At 67.6% G+C, this 15,447-nt stretch carries 12 protein-coding genes; 5 read left to right on the forward strand and 7 right to left on the reverse strand.

Going from position 1 to position 15,447, the window contains the following annotated elements:
* The first annotated feature begins 49 nt into the window (after positions 1–49).
* The 5 genes from BAY61_RS02310 to BAY61_RS02330 are packed head-to-tail and all read left to right on the forward strand — an operon-like array spanning position 50 to position 5,280.
* Positions 50–1,279, forward strand: a complete 1,230-nt coding sequence (locus BAY61_RS02310) for an MATE family efflux transporter (protein WP_091802540.1) — start codon at positions 50–52, stop codon at positions 1,277–1,279.
* Positions 1,276–2,220, forward strand: coding sequence for a glycosyltransferase family 2 protein (locus BAY61_RS02315; RefSeq protein ID WP_091801918.1), 945 nt, complete (start codon positions 1,276–1,278; stop codon positions 2,218–2,220). The genes BAY61_RS02310 and BAY61_RS02315 overlap by 4 nt, the downstream gene beginning before the upstream one ends.
* Positions 2,217–3,413 (forward strand): polysaccharide pyruvyl transferase family protein, encoded by a 1,197-nt coding sequence (locus tag BAY61_RS02320; RefSeq protein ID WP_091801921.1) that lies wholly within the window; start codon positions 2,217–2,219, stop codon positions 3,411–3,413. Before BAY61_RS02315 ends, BAY61_RS02320 begins: the two co-directional genes overlap by 4 nt.
* On the forward strand, positions 3,410–3,958 hold the full coding sequence (gene rfbC / locus BAY61_RS02325) for a dTDP-4-dehydrorhamnose 3,5-epimerase (protein ID WP_091801923.1): 549 nt from the start codon (positions 3,410–3,412) through the stop codon (positions 3,956–3,958). The genes BAY61_RS02320 and rfbC overlap by 4 nt, the downstream gene beginning before the upstream one ends.
* Positions 3,955–5,280 carry a glutamate-1-semialdehyde 2,1-aminomutase gene (locus tag BAY61_RS02330; RefSeq protein ID WP_091801926.1) on the forward strand — a complete coding sequence of 442 codons (1,326 nt, stop codon included), beginning with the start codon at positions 3,955–3,957 and terminating at the stop codon, positions 5,278–5,280. The genes rfbC and BAY61_RS02330 overlap by 4 nt, the downstream gene beginning before the upstream one ends.
* Positions 5,281–5,838: 558 nt before the next feature.
* On the opposite strand, the gene BAY61_RS02335 is transcribed toward BAY61_RS02330, so the two are convergent.
* Genes BAY61_RS02335 through BAY61_RS02365 form a run of 7 tightly spaced genes read right to left on the reverse strand, consistent with a single transcriptional unit; the run spans position 5,839 to position 15,442 of the window.
* Positions 5,839–6,672: a phosphatase PAP2 family protein gene (locus BAY61_RS02335; RefSeq protein WP_211323509.1), complete on the reverse strand. Its 834-nt coding sequence runs from the start codon at positions 6,670–6,672 to the stop codon at positions 5,839–5,841.
* Positions 6,657–7,862: a glycosyltransferase gene (locus tag BAY61_RS02340; RefSeq protein ID WP_091801932.1), complete on the reverse strand. Its 1,206-nt coding sequence runs from the start codon at positions 7,860–7,862 to the stop codon at positions 6,657–6,659. Before BAY61_RS02340 ends, BAY61_RS02335 begins: the two co-directional genes overlap by 16 nt.
* Positions 7,863–7,864: 2 nt before the next feature.
* Positions 7,865–8,542: a class I SAM-dependent methyltransferase gene (locus BAY61_RS02345; RefSeq protein ID WP_211323510.1), complete on the reverse strand. Its 678-nt coding sequence runs from the start codon at positions 8,540–8,542 to the stop codon at positions 7,865–7,867.
* Positions 8,539–9,759 carry an O-antigen ligase domain-containing protein gene (locus tag BAY61_RS02350; protein ID WP_245865706.1) on the reverse strand — a complete coding sequence of 407 codons (1,221 nt, stop codon included), beginning with the start codon at positions 9,757–9,759 and terminating at the stop codon, positions 8,539–8,541. Before BAY61_RS02350 ends, BAY61_RS02345 begins: the two co-directional genes overlap by 4 nt.
* Position 9,760: 1 nt before the next feature.
* Positions 9,761–11,284, reverse strand: coding sequence for a right-handed parallel beta-helix repeat-containing protein (locus BAY61_RS02355; RefSeq protein ID WP_211323511.1), 1,524 nt, complete (start codon positions 11,282–11,284; stop codon positions 9,761–9,763).
* Positions 11,285–11,312: 28 nt separating this feature from the next.
* A complete protein-coding gene (locus BAY61_RS02360; RefSeq protein ID WP_091801934.1) occupies positions 11,313–13,259 on the reverse strand; it encodes a heparinase II/III family protein in 1,947 nt (648 codons plus the stop codon).
* A complete protein-coding gene (locus BAY61_RS02365; protein ID WP_091801937.1) occupies positions 13,256–15,442 on the reverse strand; it encodes a bi-domain-containing oxidoreductase in 2,187 nt (728 codons plus the stop codon). The genes BAY61_RS02360 and BAY61_RS02365 overlap by 4 nt, the downstream gene beginning before the upstream one ends.
* Positions 15,443–15,447: the final 5 nt, after the last annotated feature.

The following is a 15,447-nucleotide window of genomic DNA, read 5'->3' on the forward strand; positions in this document are numbered from 1 at the left end:
GTTGGCGAACGTGCGTGACCGGGCGAGCGGTACCAGCGGGCTCCGTGCCATGGCCGGCAGGTTGAGCTGGGGTCTGGCCGACCAAGCGGTATCGAGCCTCACCAATTTTGCCGTCGGTATCTTCGTCGCGCGCTCGCTGGGCGTCACCGCGTTCGGAATATTCAGTCTCGCCTGGGTCACCTACGGCGTGCTCGTCAACGTGTCCAGAGGACTGGCGACCGACCCGCTCGTGGTGCGCTTCAGCGGTGTCGACCCTCGTCGGTGGCGTGCCGCCGTCGCGCAGTCATCGGGTACCGCGCTGGCGGTCGGTTCGGCATCCGGTGCGCTGAGCGTGCTGGTAGGGCTCGTCGTGCCAGGCCCGCTCGGATCCGCCTTCGTCGCGCTCGGTGTCGTACTCCCAGCGCTGTTGACGCAGGACAGCTGGCGCTACGCGTTCTTCGCCTCGGGTCAAGGCTGCAAGGCGTTCACGAACGACATCGTGTGGGCGATCGCGCTCGTGCCCGCGCTGATGCTGGCCGCGCGAACGGGAAGCGTCGTGGCCTTCTTGCTGGCCTGGGGGCTTTCCAGCGCCGTAGCCGCGTGCTACGGCTGCGTGCAGACCGGCATGATCCCCCGGATCGGCGGCGTTCGCCCGTGGCTACGCGACCATCGCGACCTCGGTTTCCGTTACCTCGTCGAGAACGTCAGCAACAGTGGGGGTTCCCAGCTCCGCATGTACGGGCTGGGCGCCATTTCCGGGCTCGCCGACGTCGGCACCGTCAGGGGAGCAGAGCTGCTGCTCGGTCCCTTCCTTGCCGTCCTCATGGGACTGTCGCTCGCCACCGTCGCCGAGGCGGCGAGGGTGCGCCGCAGCGCGCCACACCGGCTGCGCCTGTTCTGCCTGCTACTCGGAACAGGGCAGGCCGCCGCGGCGACGATGTGGGGACTGGCGTTGTTGCTGCTTGTTCCCGACCACGTCGGTGAGTACCTGCTCGGTTCGGTGTGGGAATCGGCATCGGCACTCATCGTTCCCGCGACGCTTTCCGTTGTCGCCGCGAGCTTCTTCACGGGCGCGGCGGCCGGTCTGCGGGCACTCGGCGCCGCACGAAGGAGCCTGCGCTCCCAGTTGCTGGCTTCCTCGCTGTATGTCACGGGAGGGTTGCTCGGCGCATGGGCCGGAGGTGCGCTCGGCTCGGCGTGGGGTGTCGCCGCCGCAAACGTACTCGGCGCGCTCGTGTGGTGGATCCAGCTCGGCCGAGGGCTACGCGAGCATCAACCGGAGGAGATGAGAACGCCATGACCAGCTCACCCAGGTTGAGCATCGGGCTACCGGTCTACAACGGAGCCGAATACCTAGCCGAATCGTTCGACGCGCTGCTCGGACAGACCTACGGCGATTTCGAATTGATCGTGTCCGACAACGCCTCGACAGACGAGACCGAATCGATTTGCAGGGAGTACGCGGCGAGCGACGACCGGATCCGTTACCTGAGACTGCCGAGGAACATCGGCGCGGCGCCCAATCACAACCTCGTACTCGCCGAAGCGAGTGGATCACTGTTCAAATGGGCTTCGCACGACGATCTCTATGCGAGGGAACTGTTGCGGCGCTGTGTCGACGTGCTCGACGAAAGGGCGGACATCATCCTCGCGCACTCGTGGAACGCCATCATCGATCCACAATCGACGGTGACCCAGCCCGTCGAGTACCGGCTCGCGACCGACTCTCCCTCGGCGCCGGAGCGGTTCAGGAGCCTGCTGTTCGAACCGGGAGGCGACGATTTCTACGGTGTGATCCGTACCGACGTGTTGCGCAAGGTCACCCCGCACGGGAGCTATCACCACGCGGACAGGACATTCGTCGCGGAACTCTCGCTGCACGGGCCGTTCCACCAGGTACCCGAGCTGCTGTATTTCCGGCGCGATCATCCGACGAGGGCGGAACGAGCCAACCCCACCGCGCGGTCACGGTGCGTCAATCTCGATCCGGTGAGGGCTGACCGGATAAGGCACCCCACGCCGAGGTTGTACGCGGAGTACGTGTGGGGATTCCACAACGCGATCCGCAAGGCACCTTTGTCCATAGTGGAGCGCAGGGAGTGCTACCAGCATCTGCTTTCCTGGCTTGCCAGCAGGAGCAGGCCGGGTGCGACACAGCGGGTCGAGGACAGGCAGCCGGGCACGCCGGCCGCGGTGAGTGTGGCCGACCTCGTCGCCGGCAAGGCAGGGAGGTCTTCGTGACGCGACGGGTCGGCTTCTTCGGGCTGCTCGGTTCGGGAAATATCGGCAACGACGGCTCTTTCGAAGCCGTACTCACTCATGTGCGAGCCAACCACGATGGGGTTCGCGTCGACGCACTGTGTGGCGGTCCGTCGCGGGTCACCGCGCGCTACGGTATCCCGGCTGTGCCCATGCATTGGTATCGCGGCGAGACCGCGACCGCGAAAGGGGCCGGCGCCATCGCGGCGAAAGCGGTCGGCAAGTTCGCCGACGCCGTGCGAACCTTCAACTGGGTTCGCGACCACGACGTGGTGATCGTTCCAGGGATGGGTGTTCTTGAGGCGACCTTGCCGTTGCGCCCGTGGGGGCTCCCGTACTCGCTGCTGCTGCTGACCGTGTCGGGCCGGTTGGTGGGCACCGAGATCGCACTGGTGAGTGTCGGCGCCGACGTCATCGGCAACGGGCCGACGAGATGGCTGGTGACAACGGCGGCCAAACTGGCCGGATACCGGTCCTATCGAGACGAGTTGTCCCGGGAATCCATGATGGACATGGGAGTCGCCGTCGGCGGCGACGACGTATACCCCGATCTCGCGTTCGCGCTTCCGGATCCGCCCGCGCGAGTCAGGCAGGGCACGGTCGGGATCGGCGTCATGGCCTACCGGGGCGGCAACGCCGACCGGCCCTACGCGGAGGCCATCTACCGGGGATATGTCGCCAAGCTCAAGCGGTTCGTCCGCGGGTTGGTTGCCGAAGGAAGACAGGTCAGGTTGCTGACCGGCGACGCGCTCGACGACGAGGTGGTCGCCGAACTGCTTGCCGACATCGGTTCGCCGGACATCAGCGCGGCCAGGGTGACGTCGCTGCCGGGCTTGCTCGGCGAACTCTCCACCGTCGAAACCGTTGTCGCGTCCAGATATCACAACGTGCTCTGCGCGTTGAAACTCGGCAAACCCACGGTGTCCATCGGCTACGCGGCCAAGAACGACGTGCTCATGGCCGACGCGAACCTGGCCGAGTTCTGCCAGCGAATCCGCGACCTCGACGTCGACCGGTTGATCGAGCAGTTCACGACGGCCGAGAAGCGGAGTCAGGACATCGCCGCCTCACTGGCCGAATGGAATGCGCTGCAACGGCGGCGGCTCGATGCCCAGTTCGCCGCACTATCCACATTGATCGCCGACAGTGACCGGGCGAAGGAGGCACCGCGATGAAGATCGTTGCCATCGAGGAGATCGCGGGCGCGTATCTGTTCGAGCCTGTGCCGCATGTGGACGAGCGCGGCTTCTTCAGTCGTACCTTCGACGCGGAGGCTGTTCGTCGGGTGGGTATCGATCCGGGCTCGTTCGTGCAGGACAGTCTTTCCCGCTCAGCAAAGGGCGTCGTGCGTGGAATGCACCTTCGCGCGGGCCGAGGAGAGGCGAAGCTCGTTCGCTGCTCCTACGGGCGCGTGTTCGACGTCGTCGTCGACCTGCGTGCGGACTCACCGACCTACCTCGGTCAGGTGCACACTGAACTGTCGGACACGACACAGGCCACGTTGTACATTCCGGCTGGATGCGCGCACGGGTTTCAGGCGCTCACCGAACCCGCCGACGTCGCCTACCGTATCGACCGGACACACGATCCGAGCGAGGACGTCGCCATCGTCTACGACGACCCCGAACTCGCCATCCCGTGGCCGTTGCCGCCGCGGCTGCTGTCCGAACGCGACCGCGCAGCGCCGTCGCTGGCCCGAATATCAGGAGGCGCGCCATGACCGTCACCGGAATCGACATGACTGCGTCACTGAAAGCCAACGAACGTTTGCACCGACTCATTCCCGGTGGTGCCCACACCTACGCCAAGGGCGACGACCAGTATCCGGAGGACATGGCGCCGGTGATCGCGCGAGGCGAAGGTGCGACGGTGTGGGACGTCGACGGCAACCGGTACCTCGAATACGGGTCGGGTCTGCGCTCGGTCAGTCTCGGTCACGCGCACCCCAGGGTGACCGAAGCGGTGCGGCGGGAGCTCGGCAGGGGAGCGAACTTCGTCAGGCCGAGCATCATCGAAGCGGAGGCGGCCGAACGGTTCCTGGACACCGTTTCCACGGCTGACATGGTCAAGTTCGCCAAGAACGGCTCGGACGTCACGACCGCCGCCGTGCGGCTCGCGAGGGCCGCGACCGGGCGTCCACTCGTCGCGATCTGTGGCGACCAGCCGTTTTTTTCGACCGATGACTGGTTCATCGGTACGACCGCGATGGACGGTGGAATCCCGAGGTCCATTTCGGACTTGACCGTCACCTTCCGATACGGCGACCTGGCGGAAACCGAGGCGCTGCTCGAAAATTATTCGGGCCGGATCGCGTGCCTGATCCTGGAGGCCGCGACGTTGCGTGAACCGCCGCCCGGCTATCTCGCGGGACTGCGGGCGTTGACGAAACGGCACGGGATCGTGCTCGTCTTCGACGAGATGATCACCGGATTCCGCTGGTCGGAGGCAGGAGCGCAGGGGCTGTACGGGGTCGCTCCCGACCTTTCCACCTTCGGCAAGGCGCTTGGCAACGGGTTCGCGGTGTCCGCCCTGGCCGGGTGCAGGGAGCTGATGGAGCAGGGCGGGTTGCGGGCGGGAGGGGAGCGCGTGTTCCTGCTGTCGACCACGCACGGCGCGGAAACCCATTCGCTCGCTGCAGCCATGGCCGTGCAGGCGACCTATGTGGAGGAAGGCATCACGGCGAGACTGCACGCGCTGGGTGAGCGGCTCGCGGCGGGAGTGCGGGAGGTCGCCGCGGCGGAGGGGGTCGGCGAGCACGTCGTGGTGCGGGGCCGGGCGAGCAACCTCGTGTTCGCGACCCTCGACGAGCGGGGCGTGCCATCGCAGGAGTACCGGACCATGTTCCTGCGGCAACTGCTCGGCGGCGGCATCATTGGACCGTCCTTTGTGGTCAGCAGTGCGCTGACGGAGGAGGACGTGGACCGGACCGTCGAGGTGGTCGCCGGTGCGTGCGCGGTGTACCGTCAGGCGCTCGACGCGGGGGATCCCTTGCCCTGGATGGGTGGCCGCTCGGTGCGTCCCGTCTTCCGCCGTTACGTCTGAGCTGCCCTGCCCCCTGCCCCCTGCCCCGCCGAGTTCTGCACTCAGGACGGCGAGATCCGCGCTCAGAACGGCGAGATCCGCACTGGGGGCCGCGAGATCCGCGTTCGTGCGTGCGAGTTCTGCGTTCTGCTTCGCGAACGAGGATGCCGGTAATCCGGCACCGGTACGCCTGGCCTCCGGTACGTCCGGATACGCCTGCCGTCGGTACGTCCGGGTGCGCCTGCCGTCGGCACGTTTGGCGTTCGGCATGTCCGGCATGCCCGGTGTTCGGCACGCCCGGTACTCGGCGGCTGGCTCTCGGCATGGGACAACTCGGCTCCCGGAATGCGAGACGGTGCGAGGCACGTCTGGGGTTCGTTAACTGGGCGCCGGGGGCATCCGGGCTCCCGGGTGCCCGACACGTGGCTCGTGGCTCGCGGCTCGGCGCCAGGAACCCAGCCCCCGGCGTCGGCTACACCCTGCCCGTACCCGGGGCCAGACATCCGGTTCCCGACGCGTGACGCGCGAGTGCAGGTCTCGCTGTCGTGAGTGCGGATCTCGACGGCCCGAGTGCGGATCTCACCGTCCTGAGTGCGGATCTCGGCGTCCTGGGTGGGGGACTCGCGCATCTACGACCAGGGCTACCAGCGGGACGCACACCAGGGCGGTGGCGAAGCCACCCAGCGTGTCCGTGGGGTAGTGGGCATCCAGCGCGATCTGGGCCCAGGCCATCGCGGCTCCGCACACGAGCCCGAAGCCGTAGACCACCGCACCACCGACGAGTAAACCCCCGCCGCCGGTAACGCCACCACCGGGCACGCCGCCGGTAACGCCACCACCGGGCACGCCGCCGGGCACGCCACCACCGGGCACACCGCCCGCACCGCCTACGCGAGCGGCGCTCGCACCGGACACCGGGATGCCACCACGACCACGCCGCGCCATGCCGAGATCCGCGACAAGCAACCCCAGCACCAGGGCAACCGCCGTCAACAAGGCGGTGTGCCCGCTGGGAAACGAAAGGAAGTCACCATTGATCGTCCTGCCGACGAGTGGTTTCAGCCCGGTCGTCACGACGACACACAGGCAGGGCCCCGCGACGGCGAGCACGGCCAGCCTCAGCTTCCCCGCGAGCACGCACGCACCGGCAACCAGCGCCACCAGGATGGCCGCCCCCGCCGGTTCACCGCCGAAGTCGACCACCAGCGCGACGTCGTACCAGGGCGCCGGGGGGTCGGTGACGGTCGCCTGCGCCCACCTGTCGAAGCCACGGGGGTCCGACGATCCGGCGAAGACGACCGCGAGCACCACGAGGGTCACCAGCGCGGCCACCGCGACGACGAGCATCGGGGTCCGCAACACCGGGGGCAGGGCAGGCGCCTCCCACCTGCCCTGCCTCACACCGGCTCGCACAGTCGCCCCGCGATCGCCTCGCGGTAACCGGAGATCAGCCGTTCGAGCCCGACCTCTGGCGTGAAGTCTCGTTCATAACGCAGCCTCGCCGCCACCCCCATGTCGCGATTCCACGCCGTTTTCAGCACGATCCGCCTGAGGGCCTCGGCGAGCGACCCGGCGTCGTGGGGCCGGTGCAGCAGTCCGGTGATTCCGTCCTCGACGAGTTCGGGGAACGCGCCGTGCGAGGGCGCGACGGTCGGAACCCCGGCTGCCATGGCCTCGACGACGATGAGCCCGAACGCTTCCAGCCACGCCGATGGCGCCACCACGGTCGCCGCTCGCGCGGTCAACTCGGCGCAGTCGGCGGGGGAGCGGAGGCCCAGGTAGCGCACGTCGTGCCGGTCGCGGGCCCACGCGGTCACCTCGTCCGCCAGCGGCCCTGCCCCCGCGATGACCAGCGGTACGCCGATCCCGCCGCTCGCGGCGAGTTCGTCCCACGCGGTCATCAGCAGGGGAATCCCCTTTTCCGGGGTGAGCCTGCCGAGGTAGAGCACGTGACTGCCCGACGAGGTGCGCCGGACGCCGGGATCGGCGACCACGTTGTGCTTCACCGCGAGCCGCTGCGCGGGCAGCCCTGCCTGGATCAGCATCGCGCGCTGGGCAGCGGAAATGCAGAAGTACCTTGCGATGCCGTTGCCACCGCGCAGCCGTGCCCTGTTGGCCGCCGTGCTCACCGCGAGCGGGATCGTCGCGGCGCGGGAACCGCGATAGCAGCCGTGCGCGACGGCGGGAATAGGGAGCCTGCCGACGCAGTCGGTGCACACGTCGCCGTTCCGGAACAGCGTGCCGGGCGGGCAGACCGGCGTGTAGTTGTGCAGGGTCGCTACCGCGGGCGTGCCGGTGTCGGCGCAGGCCGCGGCCACCGAGGGAGAAAGCAGCGGGAACGTGTTGTGAATGTGCACGATGTCAGGGCGCGACCGTTCGAGTAGTTGCCGAAGTTCGCGGCGCACGCGACCGTTCCACGGAACCCTGAGCGGGACGGCGGCCTTCGCTGCCATCGGCATGGCCTCGATGTCGTCGCTGCGTTTCTCGAAGAGCTCGACGTCGTGTCCCGCATCGGCAAGCAGGCCGGTTTCGCGGTCGACGACGTTGTTCTCCCCGCTCGGCTGGCCCGAGCGATACCTGTTGTGTACCACGAGGATTCGCATCGCTAACCCGTTCTGACCGCGACGATCGACTTCGAGAACCCCAGCAGCCGCTCGTGCCAGATGTCGGAGGCGGGAAAGAGGTGGGCGAGTTCGGTCGTGCTGATGAGGTCGATCGTGAGTATCTGTTCGACGGCTTCTTCGACGGTGTGGACGCGTTCGTGGGCGAGCGGCCACCTGCTCACGAGGCGCGCCCTTGTCCGAAGTGGAAGGAACTGGAAGCCGGGTGCGACGTAGTGCGGTTCGACGGGAAAGTACCGGTCTGGGGTCTGCACCCAGTGCGAGGGAGCCGCGGCGCGGACGACGTCGGCGAAGTCGCGACGGCGCTGGTACCCGCCGACGTGCTCGATGAGGCTGTTGGAGACGACGAGGTCGTAGTCGCCGCGGCACGCGTCGAGCGAGCCCAGCCCGCAGGCGTCGGCGACGACGTGTTCCAGCCAGGGCTCCGGCGGTTCGTACTTGTCGAGGTTCATGGTGGTGACGAACGAGGGGCGCACGGGCGCCGATCGCCAGAAGTCGGGGACACCACCGAGGTCGAGCACTCGCATGGCGGCAAGGTCGGGGAATCGCCGGGTCAGTTCGGCGAATCGGACGGCTCGCCGTTTGCTGGAGAACGAGTTCGCCTGCCGTGGGTCGCCGAGCTTGTGGTGCAGACGGCGGGCGATTCCTGCCACTTGTCTCATCGGGCCTCCTGTGCGGGGGTGGGGGTTGTGACGGGGCTCAGCAGGGCCGCCGCGACGGTCAGGTGCAGCAGGTAGGGCGATGCGTCGCCGAGGCCGACCTCGGTGTAGGAGGCGACGATGCAGTAGGTGATGAGGAACAGCGCGCAGGCCCTCGCGGCGGATGGTGGCCGCAGTACGGCCGCGATCAGCAGGGTCATGAGCATCGCGACGACGAGCGCGATGCCGACATAGCCCTGTTCCTGGAACACAGCGAGCCAGCTGCTGTCGATGGGGAGTCCACCGAAGGTCTTGTTGGAAAGCCCGCTGCCGAAAAGTTGTTCGTATGCGGTGCGTGGCTCGGAAAGCAGCGCGTCCCACACCTTCTGTCTTCCGGTCAGGTTGGAGAAGTCCTCGTCGTCCTGCCCTCGCCGGAACCACAACTGCACGAGCGGGGCGAGCGCGACGGCGACGAGACCCACGACCATCCCGGTCGCCACGACGAATCTGCGGGCGCGCACGGTGGTCAGCACGAGGGACAGTCCGGCGACCGCGATGCCGACGACCAGCCCGAGTGTCGCCGTCCTCGTGTAGCTCAGCAGCAGCAACGCCACGGCCGGGGCGGCGACGAGCAGTACGTTGCGTCCGGTGGTGCGGCGGCCGAGCCACAACACGATGGTGAGGCCCGCGACGATCGCCGAGTACTGGCCGACCTGCGGCGGGGTGAACGGCCACAGCGCCCCGGTCAACCTGCCCTCATAGACGTCGGGCATCGCGAGGCCGGGCGCCACGACGAGCCCGAGCACGACCGGAACCAGCACCGCCCCGAGAACCCTGATGTGCCTTCGAACGAGCGTGAGCGTCCCGTCCCACCACCGGCTCAGCAGCCACAGGGTGGCGATGAACATCGCGAACCGCGCGCACCGGAAGAGGCCGCCGTAGCCGACCTCCAGCGGGGCGGTCGACACCAGGCTCGTCACCAGTAGCGCGGTGAGGATCAGCAGGAACGCGTTGGGACGTACGGTGAATCTCGGGTTGAGCACGAGCGCGATGGCGAACGCGATGACCAGCGAACCCATGGTGATGAGCTGGTACACCGACTGTGGGATCGAGATCAGCGTCTGCGCGCCCTGCGAGCCGAGCGTGTTGACCACGAGCAGTGCCCACACGGCGCCGACGAGAGCTGGCGGCTTCGCCGGTTCAGTGTCGAGTACCGGTCGCAGCCGTTCGTCCTGACGCATGTCAGCCGCCTCCCGAAGCGGCGAACGTGCTGCCGCTGTCCTGCCGGTAGGAGGGGCCCTGCCAGTCGAGTTTGTCGACGGTCTTGCTCATGTCGTACACGACGAACGTCCACGGTCCGAGGTAGGTGTTGTCGTGCCACCTGTTGTCCTGGTTGTGGGTGATGGCTTCCTGCACGACGTCGCCCTTGTACGGCGACCAGTCCGGATAGGTGCCGAAGTTGGACAGGATCGCCATCCGGCCGCACGCGCTCTCGCAGCCCACGACGGACGGATCGAGTTCGAAGCGGTTTCCGTGGATGTCGACCCGCTGGCTCTTCCACCGGCAGTCGTCGTAAAGCGGGGTGTTCGCGATGCCGGGCTGGGCGCATCGTGCCGCGTCGGGCACGAGCAGGGTGCAGTCTCCGCTCGGGTTGGCCGGGCTGTTGCAGAACCGGTCCGCGTTCTCCCACACGGTGATGCCCGACCAGTTGTCCTTGAAGGCGTTGTCCCTGACGTCGATCTTGTCGGTGCGGGCGGGGATGCGGGGCTCGCCACCCGACTCGGAGAGATAGATGGTCGCCGAAGGGAAGGCGTCGCCGCTGTTGGCGAACTCCCTTCCATCGGACCAGTTGTTCCTGCGGATCGTGTTACCGCTGATGATGGCGTTGTAGCTGGTCTCGTAGATGATCGCCGAGTTGTCGTTGCCCTCGATGACGTTGCCTTCGATGAGGAAGTCGTTGTTGTTGGTGTCGGCCCACAATCCGGGGCCCCTGTTGTCGTGGACCCAGTTGCCTCGCACGTCGGCGCCGTCGACGGCCCAGAACTTGACGCCGCCGGTGCAACCACAGCCGGGCCGTTTGGTCTCCCAGTCGTCGGTGTTGTTGCCGACGATCTCGTTGCCTTCGACGACGAGCCGTTTGATGTCGTTGCCCTCGCTGTAGGCGTTGATGCCGTACTGGCCATTGGCGCGCAGGCAGTTTCGCATGACTCGCTGCCCGTCACCGGCCATCATTCCGGCACCGGAATTGTGCTGAATCGTGTTGTCCTCGATGACCCAGCCCGGCCCGGAGTCGTGGTTGACGACGCCTTGATCGTGCGGCGCTACGAAGTTCTGGATGGTGAGGAACTTGACGGTCACGTCGCGTGCCTGCTGGGTGAAGGCGAACAGGTTGAGTCGCTGACCATCCACAATGGCCCCCGGCGCGCCGAGGTAGGTGTTGCCGTCCTTGGGCACGACCTGGTCGTACTGTTCGGTTCCGAAGGTGTGTGTTCCCGGCGCCAGCCAGAACGTCGTACCTTCCGGGCTGTTTCTGGTCTTGTTCATGAGGTCGCCGGTGACGGCGGGATCTACTCTGACGGCGCCGGAAGGGGCTTCGGCGGGCCCCTGCCTGGCCTTGTCGCATACGGCGGCGACGGCCACGGCGGGTTCTTCACGCGGTGACGGCTGCTGCTCGGGCTCGCTCTCCGTCGGCGTGCAGGCGGCGAGCACCAGTGCGGTCAGCACGAACAGCGCCGCACCGGATGTGCGTTTCGATCGGAAGTCCACAGTGGAGACCCTTCCTCGCGGCACCGCGTCAGAAGCGCAGTACGGTCGTCATCGCGACGCCGGGGGTGGCGGTACCGTCACCCAGCAACGTCACCGTGGGCGTTCGCCTGCCGAAGCCGGGCGAGTACCAGCCGAGCGGTGGGCTGGTCTCGCCCCTGTGCGCACTCCAGTCCAGTTCGGAGGGCAGCGTCATGGTCGCCGTGTCGTCCGGCCAGCGCAGGATCGCGGTGTTGCCGTTCAATTCGGTTTCGACGTCGGGACCGAGGTGGAAGGCGAGTCGGCACGACTGGTCGTACCTGCCGAGTACCTGATCGACGATGCGCAGTTGCCCGCCGTCGTCGTCGAGCTCGACCGTGCGGCGATGAGTGGCCGGGCGTCCGCCGCGGGTGTATCCGTCGTGCTCGGCGCACCAGCGCCGCGCACTGCTCGCCTCGGTCGGGGCGACGAGCACCGTGCTTCTCGCGTGCCTCGTCCACAGGAACGGTCCTCCGGAGACCGATTGGTCCTCTTCGCCGAGTTCGAGGGTGTTGTGCCCCAGCGTCGACCGAAAGTACGACCGCCATTCCGGTTCCCCGTGATAGCAGTACGTTCCGGGGTCGGCGAGCACATCGAAGCCGCCTTTGCGAACCTCGACGGACAACGCGTCGGCGTGTGCGTGGGCCGCGATCGAAAGGAAGCCGTGCGGTCCGCCGTCGCAGCGGCACCACACCTCGCCGGCGGAGAGGATCGTGAGCCCGGCGTCGGCGAAATGCGCAGGCCGCTGTCCTGGACGGCGAGCGGTCGTCGGCTGGTCGCCGATGAGCGCGGCGAGCAGCGGGGTACGCGCGTCCCGACCGGTGACCTCCGGCCACCAGGGCATGGCACCGAACACCGAGGCTCCGGTGCCCAGCAGCGAGTCCCAGCGCGAGGTTCCCTCGCCGTCGACGATCAGCCCGTGTCCTTCGTCGGCGTCGCCCTGCCGTGGCGGGCGAAGTCGTCCGTCCAGGATGGCCGCGAGCGCGTCGGTCATCCGCAGCAGTACGACCTTGGCCTGTTCGGGGAAGGCGAGTCCGGCCGCTGTCGCCTCGGCGAACCCCGCGAACCCCAGTTCGAGTACGAGACCGTGGTATTCGGTCGCGAGTTCCCTGTTGATCCCTGACGGAAAGGTGTTGTGCCGCAGGTGCTTGTCCAGGTCGCGCATGGCCTCGTGCCGCCACCGGCGTGACGCGGCGAACCACGGGAACGCGCACGCGGCGGCGAGTTGTCCCGCGCTTTCGGCGATCGCGTGGTTGTTGGCCGATGAGCCGCCGCTGCGGAACGCGGCGAGCCACCGCTGGTGTTGCCGGATCTGGTGCAGTGCCTCCTCGTTGTCCTCGAAGAGGGCTCGTGCTCCCCGCCAGCCGTCGAGCAGCCTGCGGGTCCACACCCAGGACAGCAGCCGGATGCCGAGCTCGATGCCGCTGATCCAGTGCACTCCGCGCAGCGGGGGATTGGCGGCCCACCAGGATTTCAGGTGATCGGCGACGCGTTCGGCGAACCGTTCGTCCCCGCTCAGCGCATACGCGGCGGCGAGCAGGGTGAGGTGCTGGTGCCTCGACGGTTCCCAGATGTGCTTGACGTTGCCGATCGCCGATTCGTCCCGGTAGGGGATGTCGAAGGCGTAATCGTCGCGGGGAGCGTGCAGCCCGCTCATCGGATCCACCGACCAATCAGGACTCACCAGGTCGGTGCGCGGGACCCCGAAGTACTCGGCCCTTCCGGCGAGCAGGTCTTCCGCCGAGGCGAGAACGCGGTCCCTCGCCTCGCGGGAAACGGCTTCGAGCGCGTTCTCCGGCAGCGTGGCCGTGAACTGCCTCGCCGGATACCACGCCGGTTCGACCGGTGCGGTGAGCTCGGCGCGCCACCGCCGCCTGCGCGCCGTGTCGGCGGCGCGCGCGGCGATCTCGGCGGGCCCCATCCTGGAAAGGCGCCGCAGATACCAGAGCGTGCTGGTCATGTCGGCACCACGTTCGCGTCGATCCGGACGGGAAGTCCGGTGCCGAGACTTTGCGCCACGGCGAGCGTCGCGGCCGTCGTCGCCGCCAGCGAGGACAGCGGAACCGGCATGGGGCTTCCGGTCGCCACGGCGGTGACGAACGCGTCGAGTTCGGCGCGCTGGCCCTTGTCCCTTCCCTGTGGGAGACGGGGGCTGACCGATTTGGTGCCGCTGTACAACTCGGCGCGCTGGAAGTCGTCGAACCGCAGGACTTTCCCGTCGGCGATCAGGTCGATGGTTTCCTTGGGATAGGCACTGCCTCCGCTCGTCACGTAGCTCAGTACCGCCGTCGAACTGTCCGGATAGCGCAACACGAGCTGGGTGTCGGAGTGGCCGGTCGTCGCCCCCGCGTACACCGAGACGGGATCGGATCCGAGCAGCCAGCTCACGGTGTCGATGAAGTGACCGCCCTCGCCGTCGAATCGGGAGCCCTCGGTGTCGCGCTGGTTGTACCAGCTACCCGCTTCGAGTCTGCCCGCGTTGACGAGATAGCGGATCGAGGCGGGTCCCACCCTGATTCCGAACCGTCCCTTGGCCTTCCGCAGCAGTGGCGCGAATCGCCGGTTGAAGCCCACCTGCACGCGGTCGTTACCGGTTTCCGCGACGGCGGTGAGTACCGTGTGCAGCTCCTTGTCGCTGAGCGCGAGTGGTTTCTCGACGAAGACCGCCTTTCCCGCCCGCAGGGCCCTTTCGGTGAGCGCGGCGTGCGAGCTGTGCCTCGTCACGACGAAGACGGCTTCGATGGTCTCGTCAGCCAACAATGCGTCCACATCGGTCGATGCCTCGGCGAAACCGAACTTGCGCCTTGCGTTGGCCGCTGAAAGCGCCGAGGTGGTGACCACGTGCCGCAGTTCGACGTCGGTACGTTCGGCGAGGTGGGGGAGCAGCATCGACGAGGCGTAGTTGCCCGCGCCGAGGAAGCCGATGCCGACCGTCCCTTCCGCTCGGCCGGATGCCGCCTTCGCGGGAGTGGGAACCTCGACCGACGTCACGGCGGGGGAAGCCGAGCCGAACGGGGTGGGAGCCGGGTAGCGGAACAGTACGCCGACGGCGTCGAGTTCGCCCGCACCGAGAGCGCGGTAGGTCTCGACGGCCGATTCGAAGTCCGCGACGTGCGAGATCAGCGGTTCGACGTCGAGCTTCCCCTTGGCGATCAGGTCGACGAAACATTCGAGGTTGCGCCGTTCCGTCCAGCGAACGTAGCCGATGGGGTAGTCCCTGCCCTCCAGTTCGTAGCCAGGGTCGTACCGGCCAGGCCCGTAGGAACGGGAGAACCGGACGTCGAGTTCCTTTTCGTAGTAGGCGTTCCAGGGCAGGTCCAAACCGCACTTGCCGATGTCGACGACCCTGCCCCTGTCCCTGCTCGCCTTGGCGGCGAGCTCGACCGGACCGTTGCCGGAACCACCCGCGGCGAGATAGACCTGGTCGACACCGTGCCCCGAGGTCAGTTCCCTGATCGCGGCGTCCACTGTGGCCGAACCGGGAGCGGCGCACAGCGCGGCGCCCGATCGCTCGGCGAGCAGGCAACGCCCGGCGTCCGGGTCGACACCGAGCACGGTGACCCCCGATGCGACGAGCAGCTTCACGACGAGCTGCCCGATCAAGCCGAGGCCGATCACGAGCGCGACCTCGCCGAGTTGTGGCTCGCCCCTGCGAACACCTTGCAGGGCAATGGATCCGACGGTGCCGAACGCCGCGTGGGGCGCCGTGGCACCTTCCGGAACCCGGCAGTAGAGGTTCTTCGGTACCCAGTTCACCTCTGCGTGCAGCGCGTGCTCGTTCCCCGCGCACGCCACGAGATCGCCGACCGCGACATCGGTGATTCCCTCACCGACGGCCTCGACCACGCCGCACAACGAGTAGCCGAGCGGGGTGTAGGAGTCGAGCTTGCTGGTGACCTTGCGATACGTGGCGCCGACTCCGTTCGTCGCGACGCTCTGCATCACCTTCGCGACCTGATCCGGTCTCGCCTTCGCCTTTCCGAGCAGGGAAAGCCCTGCCTCGGAAACCTTCATCAGCTCGGTTCCGGTCGATATCAGCGAGTACCGGGTCCTGACCAGCACGCCGCCTGGTTTGAGCGATGGCGAGGGTACGTCGAGGAGCGCCAGCTCCCCGCTCTTGTAGTTCTGCACGACTTGCTTCACGACAG

Source organism: Prauserella marina, assembly GCF_002240355.1.
In the GTDB taxonomy this organism is placed as follows: Bacteria; Actinomycetota; Actinomycetes; order Mycobacteriales; family Pseudonocardiaceae; genus Prauserella_A; species Prauserella_A marina.

Bases quoted from the DNA above. Each gene is read 5' to 3' on its own strand.
- BAY61_RS02310 (WP_091802540.1), top strand. From the start codon at position 50: ATGGCCGGCAGGTTGAGCTGGGGTCTGGCCGACCAAGCGGTATCGAGC.
- BAY61_RS02315 (WP_091801918.1), top strand. From the start codon at position 1,276: ATGACCAGCTCACCCAGGTTGAGCATCGGGCTACCGGTCTACAACGGA.
- rfbC (WP_091801923.1), top strand. From the start codon at position 3,410: ATGAAGATCGTTGCCATCGAGGAGATCGCGGGCGCGTATCTGTTCGAG.
- BAY61_RS02330 (WP_091801926.1), top strand. From the start codon at position 3,955: ATGACCGTCACCGGAATCGACATGACTGCGTCACTGAAAGCCAACGAA.
- BAY61_RS02340 (WP_091801932.1), bottom strand. From the start codon at position 7,862: ATGCGAATCCTCGTGGTACACAACAGGTATCGCTCGGGCCAGCCGAGC.
- BAY61_RS02345 (WP_211323510.1), bottom strand. From the start codon at position 8,542: ATGAGACAAGTGGCAGGAATCGCCCGCCGTCTGCACCACAAGCTCGGC.
- BAY61_RS02350 (WP_245865706.1), bottom strand. From the start codon at position 9,759: ATGCGTCAGGACGAACGGCTGCGACCGGTACTCGACACTGAACCGGCG.
- BAY61_RS02360 (WP_091801934.1), bottom strand. From the start codon at position 13,259: ATGACCAGCACGCTCTGGTATCTGCGGCGCCTTTCCAGGATGGGGCCC.